Origin of the sequence: Bacteroides fluxus YIT 12057, from assembly GCF_000195635.1 — a bacterium.
In the GTDB taxonomy this organism is placed as follows: Bacteria; Bacteroidota; Bacteroidia; order Bacteroidales; family Bacteroidaceae; genus Bacteroides; species Bacteroides fluxus.
Map to the genome: position 1 here is coordinate 140,286 of NZ_GL882625.1, position 23,177 is coordinate 163,462.

The 23,177-nt window shown below is 45.4% G+C and carries 18 protein-coding genes; 17 read left to right on the forward strand and 1 reads right to left on the reverse strand.

From position 1 onward, the window contains the following. Positions 1-54: 54 nt before the first annotated feature. The 12 genes from HMPREF9446_RS07455 to HMPREF9446_RS07515 all read left to right on the forward strand — a co-directional run bounded on the left by HMPREF9446_RS07455 (position 55) and on the right by HMPREF9446_RS07515 (position 16,681). A complete protein-coding gene (locus tag HMPREF9446_RS07455) occupies positions 55-1,953 on the forward strand; it encodes a glycoside hydrolase family 35 protein (protein ID WP_009124966.1) in 1,899 nt (632 codons plus the stop codon). A 775-nt stretch (positions 1,954-2,728) separates the two neighbouring features. Beyond that, the gene (locus HMPREF9446_RS07465; protein WP_407707625.1) at positions 2,729-5,716 is read left to right on the forward strand and encodes a SusC/RagA family TonB-linked outer membrane protein; all 2,988 of its coding nucleotides are present in this window, start codon (positions 2,729-2,731) and stop codon (positions 5,714-5,716) included. A gap of 22 nt (positions 5,717-5,738) precedes the next feature. Beyond that, entirely contained in the window at positions 5,739-7,460 is a 1,722-nt protein-coding gene (locus tag HMPREF9446_RS07470; RefSeq protein WP_039968760.1) for a RagB/SusD family nutrient uptake outer membrane protein, read from the forward strand. Between the two features lie 335 nt (positions 7,461-7,795). Continuing rightward, on the forward strand, positions 7,796-8,368 hold the full coding sequence (locus HMPREF9446_RS07475) for a DUF5063 domain-containing protein (RefSeq protein ID WP_009124970.1): 573 nt from the start codon (positions 7,796-7,798) through the stop codon (positions 8,366-8,368). Positions 8,369-8,380: 12 nt separating this feature from the next. Beyond that, entirely contained in the window at positions 8,381-9,076 is a 696-nt protein-coding gene (locus HMPREF9446_RS07480; RefSeq protein WP_009124971.1) for a 3'-5' exonuclease, read from the forward strand. Positions 9,077-9,171: 95 nt separating this feature from the next. Next, entirely contained in the window at positions 9,172-10,353 is a 1,182-nt protein-coding gene (locus HMPREF9446_RS07485; protein ID WP_009124972.1) for a class I SAM-dependent rRNA methyltransferase, read from the forward strand. A 276-nt stretch (positions 10,354-10,629) separates the two neighbouring features. Next, positions 10,630-11,874, forward strand: coding sequence for a nucleoside permease (locus HMPREF9446_RS07490; RefSeq protein WP_009124973.1), 1,245 nt, complete (start codon positions 10,630-10,632; stop codon positions 11,872-11,874). Between the two features lie 33 nt (positions 11,875-11,907). Then, complete coding sequence (locus tag HMPREF9446_RS07495) at positions 11,908-12,483, forward strand: bifunctional nuclease family protein (RefSeq protein WP_009124974.1); 576 nt, start codon at positions 11,908-11,910, stop codon at positions 12,481-12,483. A gap of 4 nt (positions 12,484-12,487) precedes the next feature. Then, complete coding sequence (locus HMPREF9446_RS07500; protein WP_009124975.1) at positions 12,488-13,186, forward strand: 16S rRNA (uracil(1498)-N(3))-methyltransferase; 699 nt, start codon at positions 12,488-12,490, stop codon at positions 13,184-13,186. Between the two features lie 23 nt (positions 13,187-13,209). After that, the gene (locus HMPREF9446_RS07505; protein WP_039968785.1) at positions 13,210-14,763 is read left to right on the forward strand and encodes a DUF4836 family protein; all 1,554 of its coding nucleotides are present in this window, start codon (positions 13,210-13,212) and stop codon (positions 14,761-14,763) included. 15 nt (positions 14,764-14,778) lie between these two features. Next, complete coding sequence (locus tag HMPREF9446_RS07510; protein ID WP_009124977.1) at positions 14,779-15,423, forward strand: ATP-binding cassette domain-containing protein; 645 nt, start codon at positions 14,779-14,781, stop codon at positions 15,421-15,423. Between the two features lie 49 nt (positions 15,424-15,472). Beyond that, positions 15,473-16,681 (forward strand): hypothetical protein, encoded by a 1,209-nt coding sequence (locus tag HMPREF9446_RS07515; protein WP_009124978.1) that lies wholly within the window; start codon positions 15,473-15,475, stop codon positions 16,679-16,681. A gap of 22 nt (positions 16,682-16,703) precedes the next feature. Here HMPREF9446_RS07515 and HMPREF9446_RS07520 read toward each other — a convergent pair whose 3' ends face one another. Continuing rightward, entirely contained in the window at positions 16,704-18,563 is a 1,860-nt protein-coding gene (locus HMPREF9446_RS07520) for an SLC13 family permease (RefSeq protein WP_009124979.1), read from the reverse strand. A gap of 152 nt (positions 18,564-18,715) precedes the next feature. On the opposite strand from HMPREF9446_RS07520, the gene HMPREF9446_RS07525 reads away from it, so the two are divergent. The 5 genes from HMPREF9446_RS07525 (at position 18,716) to HMPREF9446_RS07545 (ending at position 23,112) form a co-directional block, all read left to right on the forward strand. Further along, positions 18,716-19,612, forward strand: a complete 897-nt coding sequence (locus tag HMPREF9446_RS07525; RefSeq protein WP_039968786.1) for a helix-turn-helix domain-containing protein — start codon at positions 18,716-18,718, stop codon at positions 19,610-19,612. Positions 19,613-19,958: 346 nt separating this feature from the next. Continuing rightward, complete coding sequence (locus tag HMPREF9446_RS07530) at positions 19,959-20,237, forward strand: LysO family transporter (RefSeq protein WP_009124981.1); 279 nt, start codon at positions 19,959-19,961, stop codon at positions 20,235-20,237. Further along, on the forward strand, positions 20,234-20,854 hold the full coding sequence (locus HMPREF9446_RS07535) for a LysO family transporter (RefSeq protein ID WP_009124982.1): 621 nt from the start codon (positions 20,234-20,236) through the stop codon (positions 20,852-20,854). The genes HMPREF9446_RS07530 and HMPREF9446_RS07535 overlap by 4 nt, the downstream gene beginning before the upstream one ends. A gap of 311 nt (positions 20,855-21,165) precedes the next feature. Next, positions 21,166-22,086, forward strand: a complete 921-nt coding sequence (miaA, locus tag HMPREF9446_RS07540) for a tRNA (adenosine(37)-N6)-dimethylallyltransferase MiaA (protein ID WP_039968761.1) — start codon at positions 21,166-21,168, stop codon at positions 22,084-22,086. Between the two features lie 99 nt (positions 22,087-22,185). Continuing rightward, a complete protein-coding gene (locus HMPREF9446_RS07545) occupies positions 22,186-23,112 on the forward strand; it encodes a diacylglycerol/lipid kinase family protein (RefSeq protein WP_009124984.1) in 927 nt (308 codons plus the stop codon). Positions 23,113-23,177: the final 65 nt, after the last annotated feature.

Consider the following 23,177-nt stretch of genomic DNA (forward strand, 5'->3'; position numbering starts at 1 on the left):
TCAGAGTACAAAAATCAGAATCAAAGAAATACATAAATCCAATTCAAAAAAGTTATGAAGAAATACACGTTTTTATTCTTGCTGCTTAGCATGTTTTTCACCTTTACTGCGCAATCCAGCAACAAGCACCGTTTTGAAGTCAAAGAAGGACAATTTGTTTATGACGGAAAGGCTATCCGGATTATTTCCGGAGAAATGCACTACGCACGTATTCCGCATCAATATTGGCGGCATCGTATGAAGATGTTGAAAGCTATGGGATTAAATGCCGTGGCGACTTACGTATTTTGGAATCTACATGAACCGGAGCCTGGGAAATGGGACTTCAGCGGTGACCGTAACTTGGCGGAATATATCCGTATTGCCGGAGAAGAGGGACTGATGGTAATCCTTCGTCCCGGCCCTTATGTTTGTGCCGAATGGGAATTCGGCGGCTATCCCTGGTGGTTGCAAAATGTGGAAGGCATGGAACTGCGACGTGACAATGAACAATTCTTGAAATATACCAAATTATATCTGGAACGGTTGTATAAGGAGGTAGGCAAACTACAAATCACTCAAGGTGGTCCTATTATCATGGTACAAGGAGAGAACGAGTTCGGTTCTTACGTATCCCAACGAAAAGACATTACTTTGGAAGAGCATCGCGCTTATAACGCTAAAATCATCAAGCAACTGAAGGAAGTTGGATTTGATGTACCTATGTTTACTTCCGATGGCAGCTGGTTATTTGAAGGCGGTTATGTACCGGGCGCTTTGCCTACAGCCAATGGTGAAAACAACATTGAAAATCTGAAGAAGGTCGTGAACCAGTACAATGGCGGGCAAGGGCCTTATATGGTAGCCGAATTTTATCCCGGATGGCTAGCTCATTGGTGCGAACCTCACCCACAGGTTAAAGCATCAACCATAGCCCGTCAGACCGAGAAATACCTAGCAAATGGTGTATCTTTCAATTACTACATGGTGCATGGCGGAACCAATTTCGGCTTTACCAGCGGTGCCAACTATGACAAGAAGCATGACATTCAGCCTGACCTTACCAGCTATGACTACGATGCTCCTATCAGTGAAGCGGGATGGGTGACCCCGAAATTCGATTCAATCCGTAACGTAATAAAAAGATATGTAGATTATCCCTTGCCCGAAGCGCCGAAAGCATTCCCGCTCATAGAGATACCTTCCATCGAACTACAGCAAGTGGCCGACTTGCTCGCCATAACTGAAACACAGGAAGCCGTACAAGGCGATAAACCGTTGACATTCGAAGAATTGAATCAGGGCTATGGCTATGTGCTCTACAGACGTCACTTCAATCAGCCCATCAGCGGCAAGCTAACCATAGAAGGATTGCGCGATTACGCTACGGTATATGTGGACGGGGAGTTTGTCGGTCGTCTGAACCGTTACAACAAAAAATATTCAATGGATATTGAAATTCCGTTCAACGGCAATTTAGAAATTTTAGTAGAAAATATGGGACGCATTAACTACGGTTCGGAAATAGTACACAACAACAAAGGAATCATCAGTCCCGTAAAGATTGACGACAACTTTATAGAAGGCGAATGGGAAATGACGAAGCTGCCCATGAGCGAAGTTCCGGCATTTGAAAAAATGCCTGCGAACACCGTAACATCGATTATGGGGAGCAGTGCAAATGCCTTGGTCGGCAAGCCATCCCTCTATAAAGGTACATTTACCTTGCAAGAAACCGGAGATACTTTTCTTGATATGAAAGATTGGGGCAAAGGCATCGTCTTTGTCAATGGTATCAATATTGGACGTTATTGGCAGGTAGGGCCTCAGCAGACTTTGTTCGTTCCCGGTGTATGGTTAAAGAAAGGTATAAACGAAATCGTTATCTTCGACCAATTGAACGAAAAGATACAGAAGAGGGTCGGTACAGTGAAGATTCCGATATTGACTAACTTGGAGACAGGTAAACTGTAAAACGCCATACAACAAATTCTTCATAATATTCTACTGTCGCCGGCTATGCTGGCGACAGTTTCCATTTACTCAAAACACCCCGCCAAGGCGTTCAAAGAATCATCCGACACAGGATAGTATGTTTTTATCTTTCTTATTATGTTGTCCATTGCCAACACATTTTTTCGTCTTTACAAGTTTAGGTAAAAAGACGATTTTACATACCATTACGTTCATCCGAAATGACCTCAGCGCACAGTTAGCCGAATAAACCTAAAACAACGAACCATTCAAGGATATTCATTTCTGAAACAAAACTTCATGAACAATCTTTCAAAGGAGGACAAAATTAAAGTGGCAACTTATCGAAATGAATCAAATTATAGAGATAGTCCCAAAAGGACTTGGCTTATTTATCACAAAGGCTGTGGCGAGGGAGAGGTTTTGTTCCTTTTCTATTTTTCTATCGCATTTTCTACCTTATATATACCGGACGGATAGGAATTTAATAATATGACTCATCAAAATGTTTATGTTTTTTTTAAAGGAGAAAGGTGAATTTGCGATTGATTTATATTTTTTTGTGAAAGAAAGATTAATGTTTAAAGAATATCATTATATTTGCCCCGATAATTAAAAGGAATGAATAAGCCAAGTCCTTTTGGAACTTTTCCATTCCATTCATTCCTTATTAATAATCAAAAGATTACGCATTTATTAACCTTAAGAAAGACTTATGAAAATTAAAAGATTAACCCAGACCGGCAAGTACACCTTGCTAGCAGGTGTCTTTGGGATGATGTCTATTCCATCGTTCGCCATTCCCACAGACCCGGTAGATTTACTACCTGCCATCACACAACAGACCACAAAAATCAAAGGAAAAATTCTTGATGCCAATAATGGAGAACCTATTATCGGAGCCAATGTATTGGTAAAAGGTACCACCAATGGTACCATTACAAATTTAGACGGTGAATATGAACTGAACGCACCGATAGGTTCTACTCTCGTTATATCTTATATAGGATATAAGAGCATGGAAACGAAAGCAACAGAGGGGACACAGGTCATCAAACTGGTAGAAGACTCTGAAACATTAGACGAAGTCGTAGTAGTAGGTTATACCACACAGCGCAAAGAAAGTTTGACAGGAGCTATGAGTACCGTAAAAAGCGACAAGCTAAAGGACATCACTACTCCCTCTGTAGAAAACATGCTGAACGGTAAAGTACCGGGAGTGTATGTCGCTCCGGGATCCGGACAACCGGGATCCAGCGGTGCCGTCGTTATCCGCGGACAAGCCTCGTTGAGTGGCGGCACACGACCGTTATGGGTCATCGACGGTGTTATTGTAGGTAGCAGCGCCGGCGACTTGAACCCGGCAGACATCGAAAGCATGACTGTTCTGAAAGACGCAGCCTCCACCGCCATCTACGGTTCCGAAGGAGCCAACGGTGTAATCGTGGTAACTACCAAAAAAGGACGTGAAGGGAAATTGAATATAAACGCGTCAGTCAAAATGGGTATCAGCACCGTAAACAACGGTAACCTTGAAGTCATGGACGGCGCTGAGTTGTACGATTACTATGCTTCTTTCCAAAACGCCAATGAGATAGCATTTACCCGCTGGAATCCGGAATTGCGGAACAGTAATTTCAGCTGGTGGGACTTAGCCACTCAGACCGGATTCACGCAAGATTACCACATAGCGATCTCCGGAGGTACAGACAAGCTCCAGTCCTATTTCTCCATAGGCTACTATGATGAAAAAGGCGCCGTGAAAGGATACGACTATGACCGATACAGCTTCCGTATGCGTACCAGCTACAAGCCGTATAAGTGGTTGACCATCAAACCTTCATTAAGCGGTTCACGCCGTGACATTTACGACCAGCAATATTCCGTTACAGCCATGTACTCCATGCTGCCGTGGGACAGTCCATACGATGAAAACGGCGAATTGGTGCCTCATCGCTACAGCGGATGGGTCAATGCGCAAAACACCAACTATTTGCTGGATTATAGTTATGGTAACTATGGTGAGTCCACCAACTATGAATTCATGGGTAATCTCGACTTCGATGTCCAGATAACAGACTGGCTTAAATTTACTTCCGTAAACAACTACCGACTCATCACCTATTCCAGCCATAGCTACACAGACCCACGTTCAAACGCCGGTTCCGGTGTGAACGGACGTTTATATGAATATCGCAGCGAAGTGGTACGACGCTATACCAACCAGAACTTGATGGTCAGCAAATTGATCGGAAAGCACTCCATCAACGGTCACGTATCTTACGAGTTCAAAGACTATACCGCCAAGACTTTTGCCGGAAACGGTACCGGCTTCATTCCGGGCTTCCAGGTAATGGACGTCACTTCCGTCCCCGAATCCATAGGAGGTGCACGTACCGAATGGGCTGTGCAATCTTACTTCACCAACTGGAAATACACGTATGACAATAAATATCTAGGAGAAGTAATGTTCCGTCGTGACGGAGCTTCCAACTTAGGGACCAACGCCAAATACGGCAATCTATTCTCGGTCAGTGCCGGCTGGATCATCAACCGCGAAGAGTGGTTCAACGCCGACTGGGTAGACAACCTGAAACTACGCGCGTCCTACGGTTCTGTAGGTAACCGTCCGGGGGCTCTTTATCCGCAATATGACCTGTATTCCGTATCTTCAAGTTACAACACACAGGCCGGAGCCTTGATTTCCGTAATCGGTAACGAGGATCTTACCTGGGAAAAGACATTTACCACCGGTATCGGTGCGGATGCAGCCTTCTTCGACAACCGCCTGCACATGACTTTTGATTATTACATCAAGAATACCGACAATATCATTTACAATGTACCTGTTACAGGCTTGACCGGTGTAACCTCCATCTACAAGAATATCGGTAAAATGCGTAATACAGGTTTTGAGTTCTCTTTGGGCGGTGACATCATCCGCAACAAAGATTTAAACTGGAATGTAGAATTCAACATAGCCCATAACAAAAATGAGTTAAGAGACCTCTATTCGCAGAAACAAGCTGACGGCAGCTATGCCGTGGTTCCTGTAATCATCAGCGACGGAAGTACCATTGCCGGCACTATCAACCGACGCCTGGAAGTAGGTGAGCCCATCGACACTTATTATGGCAAGGAATGGGCGGGCGTAAACCCCGAAAATGGTGCTCCCATGTGGTATATGGATGATGAAAACGGACAGAAAGTAACCACTTCGGATTACTCGAAAGCCGATTATTACAAGCTTGGAACCTCCAATCCTAAAATCTTCGGTGGATTCTCTACCTCTTTGACTTGGAAGAATTTTGACCTGAGCGCAGTATTCGGTTATTCCATGGGCGGACAAATCTATAACTATTCACGCCAGGAATACGATTCCGACGGTACATACACCGACCGTAACCAAATGAAGTTGCAAAAAGGCTGGAGCCGTTGGGAGAAACCGGGTGACATCGCAACACATCCGGTAGCCAAATACAATAACCAAGACAAGGGCAACTCCGCCTCTTCACGCTATCTGGAAGACAGCGACTATCTGAAACTGCGTTCGCTGACTTTAGGTTACAACCTCGATCTGAAACGCTATGGCATCCAAAGCCTGCGCTTCTCCGTATCAGGCGAAAACCTGTTTACCATAACAGACTACTCCGGAGTAGATCCTGAAGTTCCGGCCTCTGACGGTGCTGTTATGGGAACTGCCGGCCCGGGGATATATCCGTCCGTCCGCAGAGTCATGTTCGGTCTAAATGTTACATTCTAACCCTAAAAAAGAAAGACAAGTAATGAAAAAGATATTAACCATCGTATTCGCGGCAGCAGCGCTGACTGCCTGCGACATTGAAAGACTGCCATACGGTTCTATGGCTGCTGAGCAAATAACCAACGACCCTTCCGCATCCCTGGATGCCCTGATGAATGGAGTATATGCACAATTAAAAACCTGGTCGGACCCCATGCACCGCTGTGGTGAGTACGCAGGTGACAACATGATGATCCGCGGTAGCTCTACCGACGCGTTCTATGAATTTATCTCGTTCTCGCGTACCCCCAACAACTACCGCCTCCAGAGTTTCTGGGATTATGGTTATAAAGGAATCGCACAGGCCTCAAACATCATCAACATGATTAAAGAAGGACAAAGTGCAGAAATCGACAACCAGTTGGGTGAATGCTACTATGTGCGCGGCATGCTCTATTTCTATTTTGTCCGTGCTTATGGACGGCCATACTATCAGGCTCCGGACAAGAATCTGGGTGTGCCCATCGTAAACGGTACTCCGGACAACATCATGACAGATCTCTTTCTGGAAGACCGTGCCACCGTACAAGAAACCTATGAACAGGTCATCAACGACTTGAAGAAAGCCGAAAGCCTAATGACAATCAACAAAGGTCCTGCATACGCCTCCAAGGGTGCCGCACAAGCCATGCTGTCCCGTGTTTATCTATACATGAGCGGTACTTATGAAAAACCGAACCAGGAATATGCAAGGCTGGCTGTAGAATATGCCGACGAAGTTATCAAGTCTGGTGACTACGATTTACTGGGACGTGAAGACTTCATGAAATACAACACGCTGAAACCGGAAAACAACGACGAATCCATTTTCGTAGTCAAGCGTGTGGCTTCTGAGTTTTCGGGTTATGACCACTATTACGGTATAGGCGGCATGTACGCCAACATCGGTGGCATGGGATGGGGCGAAATGTTTGCCAGCGCCAAATACATTGACCTGCTGAACGAAACAGGCCGCAATGACTGGCGTCCGGACCATTACAAAATTGTAGATGCCCGCGCTGCCTTTATCGAGCCTACCTATAAAGAGGGTAATCAGCTGGTTTTCAGATTTATCAAAGAAGAATCTGAAACGGTATCAAACTACGCACAGTTTGAAGCGACGCGCAGTGGCTCTACGGTAACTTGCAAAGATGCGGAAGGCGCCACCTATACACTGTCCCCTGTAAATGAAGAAGAGGAAGTGTATTCGATCAACTATAACGGAAAAACATATCAAGGAATGCTGGACTACTTCATATCCTTAAACCGCGTATATCCGCAGTTCTATATCACCAAATGTTCTCGTGAGGGTGAAGATTCACATCTCCATTCACCCATCATCAGCCGCTTAGGTGAAATCTATCTGAACCGTGCGGAGGCTTATGCCAAATTAGGGCAATACGATAAAGCGCTGTCAGACTTGAACCTGATTCGGGAGCGATCCATTCCGGGAGCCGGATATGCATCACTGGATGCAAACAACGCCGGTGACAGGATAGACAAGGAGCGCCAATTGGAATTGGCCTACCAGGCAGAACGCAGTTATGATGTATTCCGCAACGGCAAGTCCTTAAAACGCCAGTATCCGGGACCGCATAGACAGGACGAAGAAATCCTAGCCGCAGATTACCGTGTAACTTATTACATTCCACAGAATGCCATTAATGCTTACCCGGGTACTCTGACCCAAAACCCGACAGACAATAGCGGAGTGATACTGAATTAACCCACAATCTCTACCTGCTGATCAGAATCTATCTAAAAAACGATGATAAAAAATCTCTATATCACCCATTCCGAAGGTTGATATAGAGATTTTCTTATTTATGAAAAACACGCAACATGTGAAAAGAAAAGCCTATCTTTACTTTGAAATGATATACGAACCCTTCACAAACCGGTCATTGAGAACCGCGGAAAACCGAGAGAAACAGAATAGCATGTCGTGAAAAAAGAATAAAAACGGAGACTGCCCGTAACCTCTACACAACTTTTTCATACGAGTATGAAAGTTTTGTATTTGGTTTGCATTATCTTTGCATTCCAAAATGGCAAGAAGATATGAAAAAAGAAAGTCAAGTGATATTCGACCGTAATGTAGTGGAATTCGTTACCGTAGCCGCCGAATTCTGCAAATTCCTGGAACAGGCGGAAGGGACAAAGCGCTCCGTTTTTGTCGATACGTCCCTGAAGATTCTTCCGTTGCTCTATCTCAAGACCTCCCTGTTGCCGGAGTGTGAAACGATAGGCGACGAAGCTCCCGAAACCTACGTGACAGAAGAGACATACGAAGTACTCCGTATGAACATTGCAGGAATCCTGGCCGAAAAGGACGATTATCTGGATGTATTCGTGTCGGACATGAAATACAGCGACCAGCCCATAACCAAATACATTTCGGAAGACCTGGCGGATATCTACCAAGACATCAAAGACTTCATCTTCGTTTTCCAGCTGGGGCTGAACGAGACCATGAATGACTCCCTTGCCATCTGTCAGGAAAATTTTCGACTTTATTGGGGACAGAAGCTTGTCAATACTTTGCGTGCCCTGCACGATGTGAAGTATGCACAGGGAGAAGATGAGGAAGACATGAATGGTAATGCCACAGAAGATGAGTCCTATATGGACTAAAAACATGAAATTATGGTCATAAAAAGAACAATAGATAAAGATACACTGAAAGACTTGCCCAAAGCTTCTTTCCCCGGACAGATACACGTTGTGCAGACGCCGTGGGAAGCGGAAAAGGCGGTAACCTACCTGAAAGGATGCCCCCTGCTGGGTATCGACAGTGAAACGCGTCCGTCCTTTACTAAAGGACACTCTCACAAAGTAGCCCTGTTGCAAGTCTCCTCAGAAGAACATTGTTTCTTGTTTCGCCTGAACCTTACCGGGCTGACACTGCCCATCATTACACTGCTGGAAACCCCCGGTGTGACCAAAGTAGGTCTCTCCTTGCGGGATGATTTCATGATGTTGCACAAACGAGCGCCCTTTGAACAGCGTGCCTGCATCGAACTGCAAGAATACGTACGGACCTTCGGCATTCAAGACAAAAGCCTGCAAAAAATATACGGCATCCTCTTCGGAGAGAAAATATCAAAAAGCCAACGCCTCTCCAACTGGGAAGCCGACGTACTGAGTGAATCCCAAAAACTGTATGCGGCCACCGATGCCTGGGCATGTCTCAACATCTACAACAAGCTGCAGGAATTGAAGAGAACAGGTGATTTTGAAATCGAGAGCCTCCCCTCCGACCCCTCTCCGAAAAAGAAGGGAGAAGAAAGAGGAGCGGAAGGAGAAGAAAAGAATCAAGAAGGGAAAAAAGAGAATGATTGACATCATTCATGATAAACGAAAAAACAGTAACAACAGCCACTTCCCCCTTTCTTTCCTCCCATAGAGGAGCCGGGGTGAGGCTTTAATTATATATTATGTATAAAGTATATCTCAAATCGGGCAAAGAAGAGTCATTAAAACGTTTCCATCCTTGGGTGTTTTCCGGTGCTATCGCACACATTGACGGAGAACCGGAAGAAGGGGAAGTGGTTGAAATTTATACTTCAAAAAAGGATTTTATCGCCAAAGGACATTTCCAGATTGGCAGCATCGCAGTACGTGTTCTGACCTTCAGCCAGGACGAGGAGATTGATGCAGACTTCTGGAAGCGCAAGTTAAGTATCGCTTACGAAATGCGCCGCGGCATCGGCGTTGCCGAAAACCCTGTCAACAACACGTACCGTCTGGTGCACGGAGAAGGTGACAACCTGCCCGGACTCGTCATCGACATCTATGCCCGCACCGCTGTCATGCAAGCCCACTCTGCCGGTATGCACCTTGACCGTATGGTTATTGCCGATGCCCTTACGGAAGTATTGGGAGACAAGATAGACAATATCTACTACAAATCGGAAACCACCCTTCCCTTCAAAGCCGACCTGTATCCGGAAAACGGTTTTCTGAAAGGTGGAAGCACAGATAATGTCGCCATGGAATATGGCCTGAAATTCCATATAGACTGGTTGAAAGGCCAGAAGACAGGTTTCTTTGTCGATCAACGGGAAAACCGTTCATTGCTGGAACGCTATGCCAAAGGCCGCAGCGTACTGAACATGTTCTGCTATACCGGAGGTTTCTCAGTATATGCCATGCGAGGCGACGCCAAACTGGTACATTCCGTAGATAGTTCTGCCAAGGCCATCGACCTGACCAACAAAAATATCGAACTGAACTTTCCCGGTGACAGCCGTCATGCCGCATACGCTGAAGACGCCTTCAAATACTTGGACCGCATGGGTGACCAGTACGACCTCATCGTGCTTGACCCTCCCGCCTTTGCCAAGCACCGTGACGCCCTGCGTAATGCCTTGCAAGGTTACCGCAAACTCAACGTCAAGGCATTCGAAAAAATCAAACCGGGTGGTATCCTTTTCACTTTCTCCTGCTCACAAGCTGTCAGCAAAGAGAATTTCCGTACTGCCGTGTTCACCGCAGCTGCCATGTCCGGACGCAGCGTCCGCATCCTGCACCAACTGACACAGCCTGCCGACCACCCTGTGAACATCTATCACCCCGAAGGAGAATACTTGAAAGGTTTGGTACTTTACGTGGAATAAAGACAAGGAAATAGCGGTTTATTGCTAAATCATGTTAACAAATCGCTATTTCTCGTCATTTTTCTATGTTGTATAACATAAACCTTATATATTTGCACTGTGTTTTTCATGGTATTAGATTTAAGGTTAACAAAGATTGGCTGTCTGGGATAGATAGCCTTCTTTTTTATATACCAGTGTTATCCAAATAAAACTCTGCACGAGACTTGCATTTTTCCCCGCCTCATCGTACATTTGCATTTATATACATAACAAAAAATACAAAAAGCTAATATTATGAGCATCAAATTCCGACTCACTGCCATGCAATTCCTGCAATTTTTTGTCTGGGGAGCATGGCTCATCTCATTAGGCGGGTACATGGGCGGCACTCTTCATTTCGAAGGAGGGCAAATCGGCGCAATCTTTGCGACCATGGGTATCGCTTCAATCATCATGCCCGGACTGACCGGTATCATTGCCGACAAATGGGTCAACGCCGAACGACTTTACGGCATCCTGCACCTCATCGGTGCCGGTGCTCTGATATACGCATCCACTGCTACAACATACAGCCACATGTATTGGGCCATGCTGCTCAATATGCTTGCCTATATGCCCACCTTGGCTCTGGCAAACACCGTATCCTACAATGCCTTGGAGAAATACAAGATGGACCTGATCAAAGATTTTCCTCCCATCCGCGTGTGGGGAACCGTGGGGTTCATCTGTGCCATGTGGGCCGTTGATTTAACCGGATTTAAAACCGGTGTGGCACAGCTTTACGTAGCCGCCGCTTCGGCAACACTGCTGGGATGCTATGCTTTCACTCTCCCGGCCTGCCCGCCGATGCGCAGCGAAGGCAAAACGATGCTTTCCGCATTCGGACTGGATGCACTGATCCTGTTCAAACAAAAGAAAATGGCCATCTTCTTTCTGTTTTCCATGCTGTTGGGAGCCGCACTGCAAATTACCAACACTTATGGAGACCTCTTCTTGAGCTCTTTTGCCTCCATACCGGAATATGCCGACTCATTCGGTGTGAAGCATTCCGTCATTTTACTTTCCATCTCGCAGATGAGCGAAACACTTTTCATCCTTGCCATACCGTTCTTCCTGAAACATTTCGGTATCAAACGTGTTATGCTTATCAGTATGTTTGCCTGGGTATTCCGCTTCGGACTGTTCGGGCTTGGAGACCCGGGAAGCGGACTTTGGATGCTCATACTCTCCATGATAGTCTATGGCATGGCGTTTGACTTTTTCAATGTATCCGGTTCCTTATTCACAGAAATGGAAGCGCATCCCAGCATCCGAGCCAGCGCACAAGGATTGTTCTTTATGATGACAAACGGAATAGGAGCCATTATTGGAGGATATGCAAGCGGAGCCGTAGTAGATGCTTTTTCCGTATATGCCGATGGTGGAGGGCTTATCAGCCGAGAGTGGACTCCGGTCTGGTTGATTTTTGCGGGATACGCCTTAGTTATCGGTCTATTGTTCGGAGCAGTGTTCCGCTACAAGCATACCCCCGAAAAGTAAACGGGTTGAGAAACAGGTTAAGTATAGATTTGAATGAACAAGAAAAAAGTAGAACTGCAAGTGCTGAACATTTCTAACAGCCAAGCGCAAGTAGGCGCTTATGCGCTGGTTTTGGGCGAAGTAAACGGCAAGCGCCAGCTTCCGGTTATCATAGGCGCTTCTGAAGCACAGGCAATGGTCATCGAACTGAAAGGAATCGTGCCCCCTCGCCCGCTGACACACAATCTGTTTGCTTCCGTACTTGAAGTATTGGGAGTGCAGTTGATGCGTGTCCTTATTTATAAAGTAGATAACGGTGTCTTCTACTCTTATCTTTATTTAAAAGAAGATGAAACCATTCTCCGTGTCGATGCACGCACAAGTGATGCCGTGGCACTGGCACTACGGATGAATGCCCCCATCTTCATCTACGAGGAAATCTTAGAAGCGGAACGGTTAAAAACCGGCGAAAGTGCCGATAACAACCAAGAACCCGGGCAGAAAGAACTGCCCGAAGAAGATGCACTGGAAATTCTGAAAGCCGCCTTGCAGAAAGCTGTTGAAGAAGAAGACTATGAACGTGCCGCCCTTCTGAGAGATCAAATCAATCAACGCAAAAATAATCTATAACTCCATGCACGTATTTTATACACCCGACATACAGAAATGCAATGAACTGCCCGAAGAGGAAGCCGCACATGCCGTACGCGTACTGCGCCTGCAAGCAGGGGACGAAGTGACCCTGACAGACGGGAACGGCAACTTCTACCGTGCAGAGATCAGTACCGCCACGAACAAAAGGTGCTTTGTCAACATCGTGGAAACACTTCCGCAACCTGCTCTGTGGGATGCCCATCTACACATAGCCATGGCACCCACCAAGAATATGGACCGCACAGAATGGTTTGCCGAAAAAGCTACTGAAATAGGTTTCGATGAACTGACTTTCCTGAACTGCCGCTTCTCCGAACGAAAAGTAATCAAGACGGAGCGCATCTCCAAAATATTGGTTTCCGCCATCAAGCAATCTCTCAAGGCGCGTTTGCCCAAGCTGAATGAAATGACGGACTTCAACAAGTTCATCACCCAGCCTTTTGAAGGACAGAAATTCATAGCCCACTGCTATGAGGGAGAAAAGCCCTTGTTGAAGGACATCCTCCACAAGGGGGAAGATGCCCTTGTCCTTATCGGTCCCGAGGGGGATTTCAGTGAAGAGGAGGTAAAGACTGCGTTGGCAAACGGATATATCCCAATCAGTCTGGGCAGGTCACGACTGCGTACTGAGACCGCTGCACTCGTTGCCTGCCATATCTTGAATCTACAAAATCAATGAATATTTATCAAAACTATAATGATATGAAAAAAAGTCTATTTCTCCACCTTCCGGTACTGGCAGTGCTGATCGTGTTTGCAAGCTCTTGTTCCCAAAAGGCAGCAGAATATACCAATGCCATTCCCGCTGACGCCACCAAAGTCATGTCTGTCAGTCTAAAGTCTATAGCTGAAAAAGCGGGAATCAATGACAAAGACAACAAAGAGGCGTTGGCGAAGCTGACAGACGCCATGAAAAGTGGTATGAATGCGGCAACTTTCCAACAGTTGGAAGCTGTCATGAAAGACCCGTCAAAATCTGGTGTTGACGTAACCGCACCGGTCTATATCTTCAGCGCACCCACCTTTGACTATACAACCGTAGTAGCCAAAGTAAATGACGAAAACGAATTGAAAAGTTTCCTTGAAGCAACCCGGAAGGAAATTCTGGACGCCCCTATTACCGAAGGAGACGGCTACAGTTTTGTCGAGGTCAACAAACAGACCTTACTGGCTTTTAATGCCACCACCCTACTGGCCGTGAACTACCAAAAAGCTGCGCAGCTAGACAAAGTCAAGGAAGGCATCACTGCCCTGCTGAAGCAAACCGAAGAAAACAGCATCAACAAAAGCGGAGCTTTCAAAAAGATGCAGAAACAGAGCGGGGACGTCAATATGTTCATCTCTCCCTCCAGCATACTCGGTGCGTATGCCAAACAAATCAACTTCGGCATGCCTCAGAATATAGACTTGAAAGACCTGATGATTTTAGGCAGTCTCTCTTTTGAAAAAGGCAAGATAGACATGCAGATAGAGAACTATACAGAAAGTCCGGAGCTGAAAGCCATGTTCGAAAAACAGATGAAAAGCACTTGCCCCATCGAAAACACATTTGTAAAATACTTCCCGAAGTCCACTGTGGCCCTGCTCGGCATCGGCATAAACGGTGAGGAATTTTATAATGTGCTGCAGGAAAACGAACAGTTCCGCAACGAATTCTCCATCACCAAAGCCGCTGAAGTAAAAGACCTGTTCAGCACATTCCAGAACGACCTTACCGTAGGCCTTATCAATGTAACCATGAGCAATGCCCCTTCTTTCCTGGCTTATGCCAGCGTAAAGAACAATGCCCCGCTGAAAGCCCTTTATGAGAAGAAAGCCGAACTGGGACTGAAACGCGGGGAAGACATCGTGAAACTCAATGAAGATGAATATGTGTATAAGTCACGCAACATAAACATCTTCTTCGGTGTACGTGACAAACAAATGTATGCCACCAACGACGAGTTATTGTATAAAAACATCTGCAAGACCGTTGACCCTTCCGTCAAAGATACAGACTACGCCTCCACTCTGAAAGGAAAGCGTTCTGCATTTGTCATCAACGCAGAAGCAGTGCTTGACTTGCCTGTCGTCAAAATGCTGGTAGAATATGGTGGAGCGGAATACAATATGTATTATTCACTGGGAAACAGCATCTCTTATCTGGAAGCAACCAGTGACGGTGACAAGGGCAACATCACCCTGCAACTGAAAGACAAGGACGTAAACGCATTGAAGCAGATTGTAAACTTCGTCAAGGAGTTTGCAGGATTGTAAACAAGAATCCAGACAATGTACAGCATTCACTTACAGCAAACACTACCCCAAGTGTTTGCTGACCGTGATGCCATCCTCTCAGACGTATGGCATCAAGACATAGCATTCCACAAGGAGAAGCATTATTTGATAGAGGCCGCTTCCGGTACCGGGAAATCATCACTTTGCAGCTACATATACGGGTATCGATACGACTATCAAGGACTGATCAATTTCGATGACCGGAACATCCGTTCACTCTCCACTGATGAATGGGTGGATATCCGAAAACATTCTCTCAGTATTCTCTTTCAAGAGCTGCGTGTCTTTCCCGAACTTACTGCCTTCGAAAACGTACAGTTGAAGAACCAGCTCACCAATTATAAGAAGAAAAAGGAAATCCTTGCCCTCTTCGAAGCCTTGGGAATGGCAGACAAAATGAATGAACAAACTGCCAGACTGTCTTTCGGCCAGCAGCAACGTGTCGCTTTTATCCGCAGCCTTTGCCAACCCTTTGACTTCATATTCCTGGACGAACCCGTCAGCCATCTGGATGATGGAAACGGAACCGTCATGGGCAACCTGCTCACAGAGGAAGCAGGGCGCCAGGGTGCGGGAGTCATCGTAACCTCCATCGGAAAGCATTTGCAACTGCACTATGACAGCATCCTGAAACTCTGACAAAACACAATCAACGAGCCACTTTCAATCGTAAATCGTACATAAACAGATGAACAGACTTATTTGGAAACTTCTTCGCCGGCACATCAGCATCGGACAACTGACGGGCTTCTTTCTTGCCAATCTTTTCGGCATGATGATTGTATTACTAAGCGTGCAATTCTACCGTGACGTCCTCCCTGTATTTACTCAGGGGGACAGCTTCATGAAGAAGGATTATATCATCGCCACCAAAAAAATAAGTACCCTCGGCAACTTTACCGGGAAAAGCAATACCTTCTCCAAAAAGGAAATCAAAGAACTGGAAGCACAGTCTTTTACAAAAAGCGTGGGTGCCTTTACTCCTTCCCTTTTCAAGGTTTCCGCCGGACTGGGAATGCAGGAGGCAAGCATTCATCTTTCCACGGAAATGTTTTTTGAATCTGTTCCCAACGAATATGTAGATGTAAATCTTGACAAGTGGCACTTTGATGAAGACAGCCATACCATTCCCATCATCATTCCACGCAACTATCTGAACCTTTACAACTTTGGCTTCGCACAAAGCCGTAGTCTCCCGAAACTGTCGGAAGGATTGATGAGCCTGATACAAATGGATATCATGATGCGTGGCAACGGGCGTACCGAACAATACAAAGGCAACATCGTGGGATTCTCCAACCGCCTGAACACGATTCTTGTTCCGCAATCTTTCATGAGCTGGGCCAACCGGACCTTTGCTCCGGAAAAAGAAGCCCAACCTTCCCGCCTCATCGTCGAAGTAAAGAATCCCACGGATACAGCCATTACAAGCTACTTCCAGAAAAACAATTACGAAACCGAAGGCGACAGCCTGGATGCCGGAAAAACTACTTATTTCCTGCGTCTTGTCACCGGCATTGTCATAGGCGTAGGCTTATTCATCAGCATACTTTCCTTCTATATCTTGATGCTGAGCATCTTCCTGCTACTCCAAAAAAACAGCGTGAAATTGGAGAACCTTTTGCTGATAGGGTATAGTCCCACAAAAGTAGCTCTCCCCTACAACATCCTTACAGCGGGATTGAACGTACTGGTATTATTATTTTCTATCGGTTGCGTAAGTTGGATACGTACTTACTATACAGAAGTCATACAAAAATTTTTTCCACAACTGGAAACCGGCTCGCTATTGCCTTGTATCCTGGTCGGGCTTGTTCTGTTCATGGTTGTATCCCTGCTCAACATACTCGCAATACGCAGGAAAATCACAAATATCCGAAAAGGAGAAAAATCATAATTCCTGCATATCGGAAAAAGTCTTAAAACGGGAATAACAACGGCAGCACAAATACCATTACCACTCCCATAATAATCTGCAACGGAAGTCCGACTTTGATATAATCCATGAACGTATATTGTCCTGCCGGCATCACCAATGCGTTGGGCGGTGTAGAGAACGGGGAAGCAAAACACATACTTGCCGCCACTGTTACCGCAAACAGGAAAGGAACCGGACTTACTCCTATCTGCACGGCACTCTGAAGGGCAATAGGCGCCATCAATACCGCCGTTACCGTATTACTGATGAACATGGTCATCAAGGAAGTGGTAAAATAGATGCCGGCCATCAATACCACCGGACCATAACTGCCCAACCCACTTACCAGGCTACTGGAGATATATTCCGAAGCACCGGTCTTCTCAAGTGCCAGCGACATAGGCAGCATACCGGCAAACAACACGATAGTCTCCCAATTTATGGTCTTATAAGCAGCCTCCACATTTCGGAAACATCCGGTCAGTACCATCAACAATCCGGCTATCATGACAGCCGTCACCGGAGCTACAGGGATAAAATCGAACACCATCATCGCTACCATCAGTATCATGATAGCCGCAGCCACCGGAGCCTTATAATCCAAAGTGACCTTAGCCGCTTCGGCCAAAGGCTGTCCCAATACCACCCAATCCGTATCTTCTTTGCTCAGACGCGCAATATCCTGCCAGGTACCCTGCACGAGCAAGACATCACCGCTATGCATACGTTCATTGCCCAGATCTTGCAGGATATATTCTTTCTTACGGCGGATTCCTAGCACATTCACATTGAATTTGTCACGGAATCCCGCCTCTTTCACTGTCTGGTTAATAATCCGGGAGGAAGGCATCAACACTATTTCAGCGATACCTATATCATAAAAGTCCAAAGATTTGTCGGCGTTGGCCGCTTCTTCCGTCGTATGTCCGTCCATCATTTCCAACAGGAAATCTTCAGCAAAACGATTCACGTCCACTACGTCACCTCTGATATAGAGTACATCCCCCACCCATATCGTCGTATCGGGCGATGCAAGTTTCTGCGTAACCGTTTTCAGGAAACGATGCTGGGAAACTTCACCGCGGCGCACTTCCAGAATATTCAACCCGTATTTGCGGCGTATATCCAATTCTATGACCGTCTTACCTATCAGCCGGGAGTCATTGAGGACACGCAGACGGAACAAATTGCTTGACAATCCATATTCTTTAGCCAACTGGTTCAGTGACTTTCCCGCCAAAGAACCTTCATCGTTCCCTCCTTTTTTAGAAAGGAACCACTTCGTCAGAGGCAACAACACCAATGTGCCCACTACCACACAGACAATGCCCACAGGCAAGAAAGAGAAGAAAGACAACGGCGCATACCCTGCTCCGGTCAGTGTATTCTGAATGACAAGGTTCGGCGGAGTACCGATAAGCGTCATCATACCACCCATGCTGCTTGCAAAAGCCAGAGGCATCAACAGACGTCCCGGATTCATTCCGGCACTAACCGCCAGACTCACGACTATAGGAAGCATCAAGGCAACCGTTCCTGTATTGCTGACAAAAGCACCGATAGCTGAAGTAACCAACATCACCAGCAAAAATAGCCTCAACTCGCTTTTGCCCGCCAGCTTCAGAATGCGCGAGCTTATCATCTTCGCCAAACCGGTCTGGAATATGGCGCCACCCACCACAAACAGCCCCACCATCATAATAACTACGGAATTGGAAAAGCCGGACAATGCCTCGTCAGGAGTCAGAATTTGAAAAATGAGCAAACCTATCAACGCACACAGCGCAACAATGTCCGAACGGACTTTACCCGACACGAAAAATGCCGCAGAAAGAATCAAGATAACCAGGGTAATCAGCATAAGAATATTTTTGGTACAAATATACCTATTTCCTCCATATCCCGAAAGCCATCGTTTATACAAAATACAGAAACACTTACCATTATTACTGATTACGCAACTTTATATGCAAAAATGAATTAACTTTGCCGTAACCACAAAAATGAATGAATATGGAAGAGCTCATCAAACTCGATCATGTATGCCAATACAATGAAATGTTGGGACAAGAAACATTGCACCCTTTGGTTAGTGTCATTGATTTCTCCAAGTGCAAACCGAGAATGCACAGTCGCCAGCGTTTCGGGTTTTATACGATATTCCTGAAAGACGTCAAATGCGGTGATCTCCGCTACGGACGTAATTATTATGACTATCAGGAAGGCACTCTCGTATTTCTGGCTCCCGGACAGATAGCGGGTATCGCCAATAACCAAAAAGTATTCCAGCCTAAAGGTTACGCCTTAGTTTTCCATCCAGATTTGCTTCGGGGTACTTCCCTGGCCCGCATGATGCCCCATTATACTTTCTTCTCTTACGAATCAAATGAAGCATTACACTTGTCAGAGCAGGAACGCAAAATAATAATAGAATGCCTGCACAATATTGAGGCAGAGTTACAACATTCTATCGACAAACACAGCAAAAGTTTAATAGTCAATAATATAGAATTATTACTGAATTACTGCATGCGCTTCTATGACAGGCAATTCATTACCCGAAGCAATGTCAATAAGGATATATTGACCAAATTTGAGTATCTATTAAATGACTACTTCTTGTCAGACAAGCCACAAGACATCGGCCTGCCTTCCGTACAATATTGCGCAGAACAGCTGCATCTGTCTCCCAACTACTTCGGAGATCTGATAAAGAAAGAGACCGGCAATTCTCCCCAAGAGCATATTCAATTAAAACTGATAAACACAGCCAAGGAAAGAATCTTTGATTCCAGCAAGTCCATCAGTGAAATAGCCTACGAATTAGGTTTCAAATATCCGCAGCATTTTACCCGGCTATTCAAGAAAGTGGTAGGCTGCTCACCCAACGAATACAGACAAAGCAATTAAAGTACCTTGATATAAGGACATTAAAACATATCTTCCTAAGAAGAAAGACCGGTTATTGAATATTTATTTGGAAATTATGCAAAGAAGCTTTATCTTTGCACCCGAAATCAAAATGATATGAACCAGTCTTTCACCACATACAATACGCACAATGCTGCATGGAGCAACCAATCCTTATGCAGTCATTTTATCGTGCACGTACATTGGTTCAGCGGATTCATCTAAATTCTCCTTTATTACATTCAACAACTTCCATCCTCTTAGGGCAGAAGATGGAAATATCTGTGTGTCAGTTTCCTTTCGGGAAGCTTGATAAAACTTATGTACTCACTAAAAACTAATTCTTATGTTCACTATTATATCTACCATGTTTATAGGAATCGGCGTTGGATATCTGATGCGCAATGTACAAATATTACAGAAAATAGAGAAAAGTACCTCCCTCACCATTTTCCTGCTGCTTTTCGTCTTGGGAGTCTCCATCGGTTCCAACCGTTTGATTGTGGATAATCTGGGAAAGTTCGGATGGCAGGCTGCCGTATTGGCTACGTCAAGCATTACGGGAAGTATGTTGGCCTCATTTACAGTGTTTCACCTATTTTTCAAGAAAGGAGAAAAAAAATGAAAGGAAGTTTGATTGTTGTTGCATTTTTCTGTGCCGGTTGCCTGCTGGGGGTATTCAGTGATTTCCAGTTTAACCTGCACGAACTTTCCATGTATGTACTCTATGCATTGATGTTTCAAGTAGGCATCAGCATCGGAAGTAATAAGAAATTGAAGGAACTGCTCAAAAGCCTGCGTCCTAAAATGCTTTTGGTCCCGATGGCCACCATCACAGGAACTTTGTTGTTTTCAGCTTTCGCCAGCTTGTTATTGAGTCAATGGAGCGTATTCGAGTGCATGGCAGTAGGTAGCGGATTTGCCTATTATTCATTGTCCTCCATCCTGATTACTCAGTTCAAGGAACCCTCCATCGGTTTGCAACTCGCTACTGAATTGGGGACAATAGCATTATTAGCCAATATATTCCGTGAAATGATGGCTCTGCTAGGCACACCGTTAATCAGAAAATACTTTGGAAAATTAGCCCCCATTTCAGCCGCAGGAGTGAACTCTATGGATGTACTCTTACCCACCATCACCCGGTATTCCGGAAAGGAAGTAATCCCCATAGCCATATTCCATGGAATATTAATCGACTTAAGCGTGCCGGTATTCGTTTCATTCTTCTGCAATCTATAAAGTTGAAGGGCATTACCGGCTCATAAAAAAGGAAAATCGAAAAGTAAAGACATAAAAAAAGGAGTACCGCTGTACTCCAACCTTTGTTAACCTTAAATCTAATACTATGAAAAACACATTGCAAAGATACGGACTCCGGACATTTTTACAAATTATCCAAGAAAAAAAGCATGTTTCATAACATCATTTAAGAAGTCCTCCCTCGTTTTTCACGTCCTTTTTCAGATTTAGCGGTAAGAATGAGTTTTATCTTCATCCAACAAATCAGATTTTTACATTATCTTTGTAGTCGGATTAACAAATACTTGTATATGCCTGACTATGATTTAATCGCCATATTAGGTCCTACCGCATCCGGAAAGACTCCCTTTGCCGCCGCACTGGCTGCCGAACTCAATACGGAAATCATCAGCGCCGATTCCCGGCAAATCTATCGGCACATGGACCTTGGTACAGGTAAGGATCTTGCCGACTATACCGTAAACGGAAAACAAATCCCCTATCACCTTATCGACATTGCCGAACCAGGGTATAAATACAATGTTTTCGAATATCAGCGTGATTTCCTGGACGCCTACGAGACTATTAAACAAAAAGATTGCTTGCCCGTTGTATGTGGAGGAACCGGCATGTATCTGGAATCGGTCCTGAAAGGATATAAGTTATTGCCCGTACCGGAAAATCCGGAATTGCGCGCACGCTTGGCAGACAAGTCATTGGAAGAACTGACGGAAATGCTGAAAGCCTATAAAAACCTGCACAATACCACAGATGTAGATACCGCTAAGCGTGCCATTCGCGCCATCGAAATAGAGGAGTACTACGCACATACCCCGGTAGATGAGCGCTCGTTCCCGAAACTGGACAGCCTCATTATCGGTGTCGATATTGACCGGGAACTGCGCCGGGAAAAGATAAGCCGCCGCCTGCGCCAACGTCTAGACGAAGGGATGGTAGATGAAGTTCGCTACTTGATAGGACAGGGTATCCGACCGGATGACTTGATTTATTATGGGTTGGAATACAAGTATCTGACTCTCTATGTCATTGGTAAACTGACATACGATGAAATGTTCCATGATCTGGAAATAGCCATTCATCAGTTTGCCAAACGGCAGATGACCTGGTTCCGTGGTATGGAACGCCGTGGATTTACCATCCATTGGATGGATGCCCGCTGGCCAATGGAAGAAAAGATTGAGTTTGTAAAGTCAAAACTCAAAGAGATTTAGTATCTTTGTCAATGTGACGCGCGACAGTCAAAAGTCAAAAACGAAACATAGATAAAGAGAATAGTTTCAATCGTAAATAGTTAAATCGTAAATAGACCCATGAGTGTAGAACCCGAAAAGTGGGGAGTAATATACAACCCCAAGGCCGGAACACGGAAAGTGCAAAAACGGTGGAAAGAAATCAAAGAATATATGGACAGCAAAGGTGTGTCATACGACTACGTACAGTCCGAAGGGTTCGGTTCGGTAGAACGTTTGGCCGGAATTCTCGCAAACAACGGTTACCGTACAATCGTTATCGTAGGCGGTGACGGTGCACTGAACGACGCCGTCAACGGCATCATGCTTTCCAATGCCGAAAATAAAGAAGAGATTGCCATCGGCATCATTCCCAACGGCATAGGAAATGATTTTGCCGACTATTGGGAAATGAGTTCCGAATATAAGAAAGCCGTAGATTGTATCATCAACAACCGCCGGAGAAAAATAGATGTGGGGACCTGCTACTATTATGACGGCGAGAAACACCTGACACGCTACTTCCTGAACGCCATCAACATAGGTCTCGGGGCACGTATCGTGAAGATAACCGACCAATGCAAACGTTTCTGGGGAGTAAAATTCCTATCTTATTTCATGGCGCTGCTCTCCATCATCTTTGAACGTAAATTATACCGAATGCACCTTAAAATAAACGGTGAACACATACGCGGGCGCATCATGACCGTCTGCATTGGCAGTGCGTGGGGCTACGGACAGGTGCCCAGCGCCGTACCCTATAACGGCTGGCTGGACGTTTCCGTAATCTACCGTCCGGAACTGCTGCAACTCTGGTCGGGGTTATGGATGCTTATCCAAGGAAGGATACTGAACCATAAAGTAGTAATGCCCTACCGCACCCAGAAAGTAAAAGTGCTCCGCGCACAAAATGCCTGTGTTGACTTGGACGGACGTATTCTGGACCGTCATTTCCCGTTAGATATCGGGGTATTGCACGAAGCTGTCACTTTGATAATACCGAACTGATTGAGTAATTCGCGATCGATGTTTTATTGTCCACCAACCATTGATCACGAATTACGAATCATTAA

Excerpts from the sequence above, each read along its gene's own strand:
- HMPREF9446_RS07455 (WP_009124966.1), top strand. The coding sequence starts at position 55 with ATGAAGAAATACACGTTTTTATTCTTGCTGCTTAGCATGTTTTTCACC.
- HMPREF9446_RS07465 (WP_407707625.1), top strand. The coding sequence starts at position 2,729 with ATGATGTCTATTCCATCGTTCGCCATTCCCACAGACCCGGTAGATTTA.
- HMPREF9446_RS07470 (WP_039968760.1), top strand. The coding sequence starts at position 5,739 with ATGAAAAAGATATTAACCATCGTATTCGCGGCAGCAGCGCTGACTGCC.
- HMPREF9446_RS07475 (WP_009124970.1), top strand. The coding sequence starts at position 7,796 with ATGAAAAAAGAAAGTCAAGTGATATTCGACCGTAATGTAGTGGAATTC.
- HMPREF9446_RS07480 (WP_009124971.1), top strand. The coding sequence starts at position 8,381 with ATGGTCATAAAAAGAACAATAGATAAAGATACACTGAAAGACTTGCCC.
- HMPREF9446_RS07485 (WP_009124972.1), top strand. The coding sequence starts at position 9,172 with ATGTATAAAGTATATCTCAAATCGGGCAAAGAAGAGTCATTAAAACGT.
- HMPREF9446_RS07490 (WP_009124973.1), top strand. The coding sequence starts at position 10,630 with ATGAGCATCAAATTCCGACTCACTGCCATGCAATTCCTGCAATTTTTT.
- HMPREF9446_RS07495 (WP_009124974.1), top strand. The coding sequence starts at position 11,908 with ATGAACAAGAAAAAAGTAGAACTGCAAGTGCTGAACATTTCTAACAGC.
- HMPREF9446_RS07500 (WP_009124975.1), top strand. The coding sequence starts at position 12,488 with ATGCACGTATTTTATACACCCGACATACAGAAATGCAATGAACTGCCC.
- HMPREF9446_RS07505 (WP_039968785.1), top strand. The coding sequence starts at position 13,210 with ATGAAAAAAAGTCTATTTCTCCACCTTCCGGTACTGGCAGTGCTGATC.
- HMPREF9446_RS07510 (WP_009124977.1), top strand. The coding sequence starts at position 14,779 with ATGTACAGCATTCACTTACAGCAAACACTACCCCAAGTGTTTGCTGAC.
- HMPREF9446_RS07515 (WP_009124978.1), top strand. The coding sequence starts at position 15,473 with ATGAACAGACTTATTTGGAAACTTCTTCGCCGGCACATCAGCATCGGA.
- HMPREF9446_RS07520 (WP_009124979.1), bottom strand. The coding sequence starts at position 18,563 with ATGCTGATTACCCTGGTTATCTTGATTCTTTCTGCGGCATTTTTCGTG.
- HMPREF9446_RS07525 (WP_039968786.1), top strand. The coding sequence starts at position 18,716 with ATGGAAGAGCTCATCAAACTCGATCATGTATGCCAATACAATGAAATG.
- HMPREF9446_RS07530 (WP_009124981.1), top strand. The coding sequence starts at position 19,959 with ATGTTCACTATTATATCTACCATGTTTATAGGAATCGGCGTTGGATAT.
- HMPREF9446_RS07535 (WP_009124982.1), top strand. The coding sequence starts at position 20,234 with ATGAAAGGAAGTTTGATTGTTGTTGCATTTTTCTGTGCCGGTTGCCTG.
- miaA (WP_039968761.1), top strand. The coding sequence starts at position 21,166 with ATGCCTGACTATGATTTAATCGCCATATTAGGTCCTACCGCATCCGGA.
- HMPREF9446_RS07545 (WP_009124984.1), top strand. The coding sequence starts at position 22,186 with ATGAGTGTAGAACCCGAAAAGTGGGGAGTAATATACAACCCCAAGGCC.